The sequence below is a fragment of the Idiomarina xiamenensis 10-D-4 genome (assembly GCF_000299895.1).
GTDB classification, from domain to species: domain Bacteria; phylum Pseudomonadota; class Gammaproteobacteria; order Enterobacterales; family Alteromonadaceae; genus Idiomarina; species Idiomarina xiamenensis.
Genome location: NZ_AMRG01000026.1, coordinates 1 through 9,541 on the forward strand (window position 1 = coordinate 1; position 9,541 = coordinate 9,541).

At 43.1% G+C, this 9,541-nt stretch carries 7 protein-coding genes and 1 pseudogene; 7 read left to right on the forward strand and 1 reads right to left on the reverse strand.

What is annotated here, in order from left to right; all coding sequences use genetic code 11:
* Positions 1-51 precede the first annotated feature (51 nt).
* From A10D4_RS14485 to A10D4_RS12955, 6 genes and pseudogenes are all read left to right on the forward strand, one after another.
* Positions 52-447, forward strand: a pseudogene (locus tag A10D4_RS14485) (ISAs1 family transposase); the annotation flags it as partial.
* Positions 448-503: 56 nt separating this feature from the next.
* A complete protein-coding gene (locus A10D4_RS14490; RefSeq protein ID WP_272942935.1) occupies positions 504-881 on the forward strand; it encodes an ISAs1 family transposase in 378 nt (125 codons plus the stop codon).
* Between the two features lie 162 nt (positions 882-1,043).
* On the forward strand, positions 1,044-1,847 hold the full coding sequence (locus A10D4_RS12940) for a thioesterase II family protein (RefSeq protein WP_008490041.1): 804 nt from the start codon (positions 1,044-1,046) through the stop codon (positions 1,845-1,847).
* A gap of 329 nt (positions 1,848-2,176) precedes the next feature.
* Positions 2,177-3,430 (forward strand): efflux RND transporter periplasmic adaptor subunit, encoded by a 1,254-nt coding sequence (locus tag A10D4_RS12945; protein ID WP_008490042.1) that lies wholly within the window; start codon positions 2,177-2,179, stop codon positions 3,428-3,430.
* 97 nt (positions 3,431-3,527) lie between these two features.
* A complete protein-coding gene (locus A10D4_RS12950; protein WP_008490043.1) occupies positions 3,528-4,241 on the forward strand; it encodes an ABC transporter ATP-binding protein in 714 nt (237 codons plus the stop codon).
* Between the two features lie 118 nt (positions 4,242-4,359).
* Positions 4,360-6,807, forward strand: coding sequence for an ABC transporter permease (locus tag A10D4_RS12955; RefSeq protein WP_083849666.1), 2,448 nt, complete (start codon positions 4,360-4,362; stop codon positions 6,805-6,807).
* A gap of 241 nt (positions 6,808-7,048) precedes the next feature.
* On the opposite strand, the gene A10D4_RS13775 is transcribed toward A10D4_RS12955, so the two are convergent.
* Complete coding sequence (locus A10D4_RS13775) at positions 7,049-7,876, reverse strand: 4'-phosphopantetheinyl transferase family protein (protein WP_008490045.1); 828 nt, start codon at positions 7,874-7,876, stop codon at positions 7,049-7,051.
* A gap of 207 nt (positions 7,877-8,083) precedes the next feature.
* Here A10D4_RS13775 and A10D4_RS12965 point away from each other — a divergent pair, with 207 nt between their 5' ends.
* Positions 8,084-9,100: an IS110 family RNA-guided transposase gene (locus A10D4_RS12965; protein ID WP_008490048.1), complete on the forward strand. Its 1,017-nt coding sequence runs from the start codon at positions 8,084-8,086 to the stop codon at positions 9,098-9,100.
* Positions 9,101-9,541 lie beyond the last annotated feature (441 nt).

The window sequence follows — 9,541 nt, forward strand, 5'->3', positions numbered from 1 at the left end:
CGCTTAACTAATGAGTGTCCGTTTTAAAAAGCGGCTAATACACATCAGTGCTTTATTCAATGGATGCAGGCGACCGAGAAAGTCACTGATAAAGGAGTAGTTGCCGTTGATGGTAAGACGCTACGCCGGTCATATAAGCGCAACGACAGGCAATTCACGCTGTACATGATAAGGGCTTTTGCGACTAAAAACGGCGTGGTCTTAGGCCAGCGACGAACCGATGAAAAGTCTAATGAGATCACCGCCGTACCTGAGTTATTAGAGCTACTGGAGCTAAACGGCGCGATGGTGACGCTCGACGCCATGAGTTGTCAAAAGCAAATTGTAAAGACCCTAGTCAAAAAGAAAGCTGACTACTGCATAGCCGTGAAAAAAAACCAAAATCGCTCTATCAGGCGCTTCAGGATGCATTCGAACTCAGTGACAGCAATTAACCTGGGCATTTAGAGCAAGCGCATGGTCGTGTTGAATATCGCACCTATGATGTCCTGTCAGCGCTTGAACTGCCGGTAAGCATACGTTCATTTTGGTCTACGTTGGAGACCATCGGCCGCACCATCTATTATCGTGTAGCGACCGGCAAAGAGCAGCTGCAGTATCGTTATTATATAAGCTCAGCAAGCATATCTGCTGAACAATTTGCCAGCACAGTGCGCGCTCACTGGGGCATTGAAAACCGCCTGAATTGGGTGCCCGATGTGACCATGCGAGAAGATGATTGCCCCATTAGTCGTGGTCATGCCGCAGATAGCTTGGCTTGCTTCCGCCATGTTGCATTGAACCAAATACGAAGCGAGAAGACGATAAAAGCGAGTGTCAATCGCAAACAGAAGATGGCTACTATGAGCGAAGAAGTGCTGGACTTAATCGTGAATGCTTAAAAAGCGTTCACTCTCTTGCCCTGGCTATCCGGCCACTTATCACGGGAGCTAATACCACATTAGAGTATGTAGAACGATATGAGGATCATAATTAGAGATTGATTTATTATTGTTGTAAATGTAATAATCTTGTGAACACCTTACAGGATTAGAGCGCAAGGAATGAAGGACACTAGTAAATGGGTACAAACATTTAAATCGCCCAGCCCACAGTCTGAAATTATAGCAAGAATCATTTGTTTCCCATTTGCTGGCGGTGGTACGCAAAGCTATGCTGACTGGGTGGAGTATCTACCAAATAATATTGAAGTATGCGCAGTGCGGCTCCCAGGACGAGAGCTTCGTATTAATGAAAAACCTTATAAGTCACTGGCCGAGTTGCTTGATGAAATAATAGATAAACAGATACTCAAGCCATACTTAGATAAACCATTTTTCCTTTTCGGACACAGTCTTGGAGCATTGATAGCTTATGAATTAGCTGTCTGCCTTCAGCAAAAAAACATCTCACCAATATCATTAATTATTTCTGGTCGGGTCGCACCTCATCGTAAATCACCGAGAGAACCCGTTTATCAACTGCCTATAGGTGAGTTTGTTGAAGCTTTAAGGTCGTTAGGTGGTACACCACCGGAAGTGCTTGGTGATGAGGAGTTAATGTCAATTGTTATTCCAGTGTTGCGAGCGGACTTCGAGATTAATGAAGGTTACGAATACCGAGAAAACCCTAAGTTAACGTGTGATTTGGTTGCTTTTGCCGGGACTAGTGATAATGAAACTCAGCGTGAAGCCGTGCTTGATTGGGCAGATCTGACCTCGGAAGAGTTCAAACCAAGAATGGTACCGGGAGACCATTTTTTTATTCAAAACGTTAAACGCCAGTTTTTGAGAATGTTGTCAATTGAATTGCTTAATTCATATCAAAGAATAAAAAAAATAAATGTGCAATCTGAATCTAATAATTAATAGGTTGGGGCTTCTTGTTTCACGAATTTGGCATGTTAGATCGAAAGAAGTTATTGCAATAAGTTTAAAATTTAGGCTAATAAAATTATGGTGATTTGAAATTTTCATATGCATTCATTGCATATGAAAATGCTAAAGTGTGAGCGATGATTCCATGGACGATTTTCCTATTAAATCACCTCCATGAGTTAGTCAACGAGGCCGACACTGTGTAAGATTTTTTCGCATTCCGTGCTTCTATCAAGTGTAGATTATTCTGTGCTTTAGAGGAACTCTAAGCCGTTTGATTTAAAGCTAGACGGTGTTATTAAGTCTTATTAGGTTGAAAGATGGACATAAAAAAGGAAAAGCGGCGAAGAAAATTATTTTCCATGCGAAATTTAATATTTTCCGTCGTCGTAATTATCGTGGTGGGTACATATGCTGGCGTTTCAAATTTATCTAAGGCATTACCTTCTGTAACTAAAGCTAACCTTTGGATAGATACTAGTAAGCGAGGGGATATGGTGCATGAGGTTCGTGCATACGGTACGCTGGCTTATGAAAATTTGCGCTGGGTCACTTCACAGGTAAACGGTACGATCAAAGAACGATTATGCGAACCGGGTACTGAGGTGAAAGCTGATAGTGTTATTCTCAAGTTGGAAAACCCTGTGCTTGAAAGTGCATTAAAGAAAGCCCAAGCTAATTGGAATCGGGCTCAGGCGGTTTTTGAAGCTAAGCGTAGCGAACTAAAACTCAAGCAGATGGAACAAGACTCTATCATTGCTGGTTTTGAAGCTGATTATGAAATTAAACGCATTGAAGCAAAATCCACCGAAGCAATTTATCCCAGCGGGATAGTCTCAGAGCTAGAACTTCAAAGAGCCCAAATATCTTCGGCGCAAGCAAAAAAACTGTTGCTGCTCGCAAAGCAGCGAAAAAACGAAATTCAGAAAAGTATCGAGATCCAATTGCGAGCAGCAGAAGCGGTTAGAGAACAGGCAAAAATTGAGTTAGCTATCGCTGAAAAAGATGTTGAATCACTTTATGTCAAAGCGGGTATTGATGGGATTGTACAAAATATCAGTGTCGAACCCGGTAGAGAGGTTACAGCGGGCGCGAGTATAGCTCTGGTAGCTAAACCTAAACCGCTTCGAGGTCTTTTGAGAGTGCCAGAAATGCTCGCTAAAGATCTTAATCTCGGCCTTAAAGTCTTAGTTGATATACACAATCGTAAGGTCGAAGGTAGGGTTTCTCAAATTGACCCTTCAGTAACTAACGGTAGCGTACTTTTATATGTCAGTTTCGACAGCGAACTACCGAACAACGTCAGAGCGGATACATCAATCGAAGGTAAAATAATGCTGAAAAACATCGCTGATGTAATAAGCATCGCAAGACCTTCTTCTGCGAATAGTAATTCCGTTGGGAAGCTTTTCGTTTTGGTACCGGGTAGCAATGTGGCACGCAGAAAAGAAGTGCGGTATGGCGCGTTATCAAGCAACCGAGTTCAAGTGATCAGTGGACTCGAAGCTGGCGAGCAGGTGATCGTGTCAGACCTCAGTCAATGGAGTGACCAAGATGCGATTCAATTGGAGTAAGGGTTGATATTAATGCTGTTGACGGAGAGCTGTACGGGCTAATCCTAACCGGATTGGACTGTTGTTGTTAAATAAACGACTAAAGGAATGTTGGGTAATGAATATTAGTGACAATAATAAAAGCCAGCCGGTGATAACGTTAAATGGTTTGACTAAAGTATTTCAGACAGAAGAAATCGATACGTATGCGTTACAGAATATAGCTTTAACTATTATGCCAGGTGAGTTTGTGGCAATTACGGGCCCCTCGGGTTGTGGTAAATCAACACTATTGTCTATTTTAGGGCTATTAGATACCGCTAATTCTGGGCAATATACACTTAATGGTCATGATGTCTCGGGATTAAGCATGAGTGAGCTTGCGGTAATCCGAAACAGCGAAATAGGGTTTATTTTCCAAGCCTTTAATCTCATCGCGGATCTATCGATAGAAGCTAATGTTGAATTGCCCTTGACCTACCGAAACAATCTCAGTAAGTCAGAACGCCGTGATATGGTGCGCCAAGCGTTGGAGTTAGTCGGTATGAGTCATCGTTTGAAGCACTATCCAAGTCAACTTTCCGGGGGGCAGCAACAGCGCGTCGCAGTTGCTAGAGCACTGGCGGGGCAACCAAGGATTCTGTTAGCCGATGAGCCGACAGGTAACCTCGATAGTGAAAACGGTAAAGTGGTAATGGACTTACTTAACAAGCTACATGATAACGGTAGTACTTTGTGTATGGTTACTCACGATATTAGCTTTGCGCAGCAGGCCGACCGAGTAATTCACATGAAAGATGGCGAAGTCGTCAAAGCTGCAAACTTGAACTAGTCACACGCAGAATCTGATGCTCTCCCAGTCAGCATAAGTCGGTTAATCAATGGCCTTATACTGATTGTCGCTAATGGTAAGTAAAAATGGACGTTACTGCTGACTAAAGGATATTAATATGTTTTCTGATGTATTGATTTCAGAAGTACTCCAATCTTGGAAGTCACTTTTGAAGAAGCCTGGATACCTAGGACTGGCGTCAATCACGCTAGCGATGGGGGTAGCAGCCTGTATCGTGGTATTCACCCTAGTAAAAGCTAGCTTATTTGCACCGATTGCGGTACCACAAATCGACCGGGTGGTTAAGTTAGGTTCTTTGGAACAAGGAGATTACGCTGGCGGTCTTGCGCCAATCCAAGTGATCAACTTAGGTAAATTACCAAGCGTGCGACAAGTCGGTGCCGCCACACCTGCCGTTAGTTCTGTTACGGTACAAAACGCCGATCGCGCTATCATGGTGGCAAGCTGGCATGTTAGCAAAGAGTTTTTGGATGTATTACGTATGCCGATGCAGATCGGTCGCGGTTTCAACGAGAATGAAAACAAACCTAATGGCCCGCAGGCCGCGTTGATAAGTCACGGCTATTGGCAGCAACATTTTGCTGGGAATTCTTCGGCTTTGAATAAGAGCCTTTTAGTTAATGGCGTTTCGATTCCCATCGTTGGTGTACTACCGTTAGAGTTTCCCTATAAAAATGCCGATATCATATTCCCGCTGACCTTCGATAGCAGTAATACGAGCTGGTCGGGTAGCTTCAATGTGATCGCAAGAGTCGACAATAACGTTTCATACGAGATGATTTCTTCGGCATTGTATTCGAGACTTCATAGTCTCGATGTTGAACACAAGCGTGAATCGCTGGGTAAATATCACCATTACATTGCCCAGCCGTTGGAAAGCGTTCTTAGAGCAGAAACTCGGACGTCGACCATTATGACCATCTTCGCTGGTTGTGCAGCAGTGCTTTTACTCATCGTGCTGATTAATCTCTCCAATTTATCGCTTCTGCGAATCGTTGCTCATAATCATGACAGTGCAGTACGTCGTGCGTTAGGTGCTCCAATTTTTAGGTTATTATTACCTACAGTAGCAGAACAGTTTTTGGTTGCCGTATTTGGTTGCATTTTGGGTTTATCATTAGCTTGGGTATCGCTCAAACTTGCTAACAATGTTTTACCGTCCTATTGGTTCATAAGTGCGTCGTCGCGACCTGAAATTTCTTTATTGAGCGTTTTGTTTGCCTTTGTCTTGTCATTATTTGTGGTGGCTATCGCATTAGCATTCGGCTGGTGGCGCATTCGCTTTACCTCAATGAAAGATGTATTGGTTAGCGGTGGTCGCACTGGCAACGACCGTAAGTCGGGTAAACTAGGTAGTTTGTTGGTTACCATACAAGCTGCCTTAGCAACCGTATTATTATTGGTAGCAGCGCTTAGCGCACGTACATACTGGAATTCTAGCCAAGTCGATTACGGCTTCGATGGAGAACACTCTTTGGCGTTTCACATTAAACCCGATCGTGGGACGTATCCTGATCAGGAAGCGGTGATGATCATGGCAGACGGTATGGTTACACGCCTAGAGTCTGTGGCTGGGGTGATGCGAGTTGGATATGGTACCAACATTCCTGCGAGTGGGACTGATCACAACGATACTGCTCCGTTTTTAATGGATAATGGTAGTGTACTCGATTCGATCACCGCTTATTTGGTTAGTCCTGGTTACTTCGAGTCTTTGGGAATGGAAATTCAGCAAGGGCGTGAATTTGATCGAGGTCACTCCACTAATACCGATACTATTATTATCACCGAAGAGTTAGAAAAACATATTCAAACGAGTATGTTAGGTCAAAAATTGACATTACCGTATAACTCAGTCAATTCGGCATGGGAAAATCTACCACTGAGCATTCGAGGTATCGCCAAAGGCGTACGTGCATATGGCCCAAACCGCCAAAAGCCACCGATCGTTTGGATCCCATTTATGGCCAATACAGAAAAACTATATAACCTATGGCGTGATTCTGATAGCTTATGGTTTATCGTAAAAGTTCACGGCGATCCAGCCTCATTTAAAGATGAAGTGCTGGACGCGGCTAACGATATTGCTCCGACATTATCTGTAGGTCGTTTAGAACCTATTAGCGAATACCAAGCGTTGAATCTTTATACACAAAGGTTAAACTTGGTTTTGATCCTTGTATTTTCGGGGGTTGCATTGTCGTTGTCGTCTATTGGTATGTATTCGGTCATGGCGGTAAGCGTTGCTGGCAGGAAACATGAGTTTGGTGTGCGAGCGGCACTTGGCGCAAAACCGAGTCGCTTGATGATTGATGTTTTCAAAAGCGGTGGAATTTCATTGGGAATCGGGTTGATAGTCGGCCTTATTGTCGCTGCGACCGTTTCGAAGTTCATTGAACGCTTCTTGTATGGTGTTAGCGCTGCTGATCCATATTCCATTGTAATCATCGTAGCAGTTCTGATTCTGTCAGGTCTTATTGCCTGTTTGGCGCCGGCAATGAGAGCAGCCAGAACTCGACCAATGCAATCTTTAAGGATGGATTAATCTCTTGCTGAACGAGAGTGAGCCTATTAGTGGTTACTCTCGTATTTAACTTACGAATAGCTGAAGTTGAATACCAGCGTCAGGGTTGATAATAAGTCATTGTATTTTTTTGACAGGTGGGACGGCTCATTGACTATACTGAGACAGTGGTAGTTGAACGGTTAAAGAATATTTGGAATGGTACGATGGAAGAGCTAAGTTAACTGTGTCACCAAATGATTTGCCTTACATCTTCTGTACATCATGCTTTATTGGTATCTCGGAGCCATCGTGTATTGACAGCATCGCTACTTATCAATGTTAGGACATCAAACTCGTTACAACTAAACCAGCAGCAATAGTTTTTTTGTGGTGCTTTGGCAGCCACCCAGTTGGTTAATAGTTCCAGATGAAACCAGCCAATTCTATGATTAACGGTGTCTTTCTCGGCTAACCACGAGCATGCTTTTAGCTCAGCGGCTTTGAAGCCAAAATATTCACCAATAAAAGGACATATCGCTTTAAACAGAGCTTCTTTAGCGGAAAATAATAAAGTGGTTGCTTCAGTGCTGGTGAAGCCGGCATGTAATAGTATTTGCAATTCCTTTGAGTTATGAATCGACTCAGCAACTTCGCTAGCTTGCTGCTTAGTGAGCCAAAGTTCAGTATCAACACCAATTAAATTTTCCGTAGATAACGGTTGGGTCAATACGACTGCGCATGCTTTGCTTTGATGATGCGTAAGAGATCCTGTCACTACCTCCGGCCAATCTGGTGCGCGTAGTAAACCCGTTCTAAGCTGAGGTGGCTCGGAATCGAACAAGCCGCTTTGCCGCATTGCAAGGCGGCTCAAATAACGTCCAGCAAGATATTCAGCTTGTCTTTTCACTACAGCTTTTTTTATCGACTGAGGGAAGTCCAACATTAAATGGTAAAAATCAGTCTGTTGATAACGTTCAATAGAAAAATGTCCTTGAGTAAAAATCAATTGCTGCGCAGTATCGGAAAATAATTGAATCTTGGATAGATTAGCAACGGCGCTAGTTGCCAATGGCAACGTTGATAAAAATGGAAAGGGCGGTTCAGTCATATCCAGCTAATGTCAATATTAAAATTAATTATATTCATCTCACCATAGAAACTTTATCGTGGTCAACAAAATTCGGACATCGTTTTAGCTAATTTCTTTGCTTTTACAGGTGGGAGACCATCATTAGATTGATCAGCTCGCTCCCAGTTAATGGGATGGACTACCTCCTTCTATACTTAGGTTGTATCTCACATCGGAGCAATCATAATGACAATTAAATTTCTTGGAATTCATCTGGCTAAATCGGTATTCCAGTTGTGCGGATTAAACCAGGCTGGGAAGGTGGTTTACACAAAACGATTAAATAGAGACAAGCTGCTGCAAGAAATAGCGACATTATCTGAATGCCAGATAGCAATTGAGACTTGCACCGGTGCGTTTTACTGGCAGCGAGAATTTGAAAAGCTCGGTCATAACGTGAAGATAATAGCCCCGCAGTTTATAAAGCCGTTTGTTCAGGGGCAAAAGAATGATTCAAATGATGCGCAAGGTATAGCCGTAGCATCTATGCAACCAACTATGAAGTTTGTTCCTACTAAATCACAGGATCAGCTTGATATTCAGGCGCTGCACCGTGCAAGACAACGTATAGTTAATCATCGTATCGCCACCGTGAACCAAATCAGAGGACTTTTACTCGATCGGGGGATAGTAATTGGTAAGGCGGTTTCAAGACTCAGGAATGCAGTTCCGCTAATTTTAGAAGACGCCAGCAATGGGCTGAGCATCCGGATGAGAAGAACGATTGCTCAGCTTTATGAATTAATGCGGGACCTCGATACACGCATTAAATATTTTGATAAGGAAATCGAAGTTGTTTTTAAGGAGTCAGAAACATGTCAGCGGATTGCTAAAGTCAAAGGGATTGGCCCTAAAACGGCGACCGCTATACTCGCAGCAATTGGTAATGGGAGTGAGTTTAAAAATGGAAGGCACTTTGCAGCCTGGCTGGGCCTTGTTCCTAAACAACATTCTAGTGGAGATAGACAAGTTTTGATGAATATAACGAAACGAGGAGGCCAGCACTTGCGAACCCTTTTAATTCATGGGGCCAGGGCTGTTGTGCGCACATGTACGAATCAAAATAACCTATTTAATAAATGGGTTGGAGATTTGAAAGAGCGACGAGGCTACAACAAAGCAACCGTAGCTGTCGCCAATAAAAATGCGAGAATAGTTTGGTCAATTCTGCGCAATGGCGATGAGTATAGGTTGCCGGTATAAGTAGACACATCACGCGAATTGCGGAATAACGATAAATGTTTAAAGGTCGAACTATCATACACGGAACCTGATTATTATAATGAGCTTTAAGCTCGTCCAGTTGTTGAGGCGTGTATGGGCGGATTTCCCATTTGGGCAAACAGAAAGATTCTGTTATGCCGGATAGATGTTGGCAATCGGATCAAAAACTAAAATTGTTATTGCAATACGGAGGTAGTCCATAGATGTAATTCACCAGGAAGTAACTGACACCTCGTTTTGCTTCAATTACTGAATGGTTATCGGTTGCTAGCATCCACTCAGACTTAAACTTCTAAATACTCGCTCCATTGGGCTATTGTCCCATCAGTTTCTGCGTCGATGTGTTAATCCTCGTGTCATATCGACGATATTAGATGACTCAAATAAATAACACAACAATAAGCCTGTATTAGCCCCTTT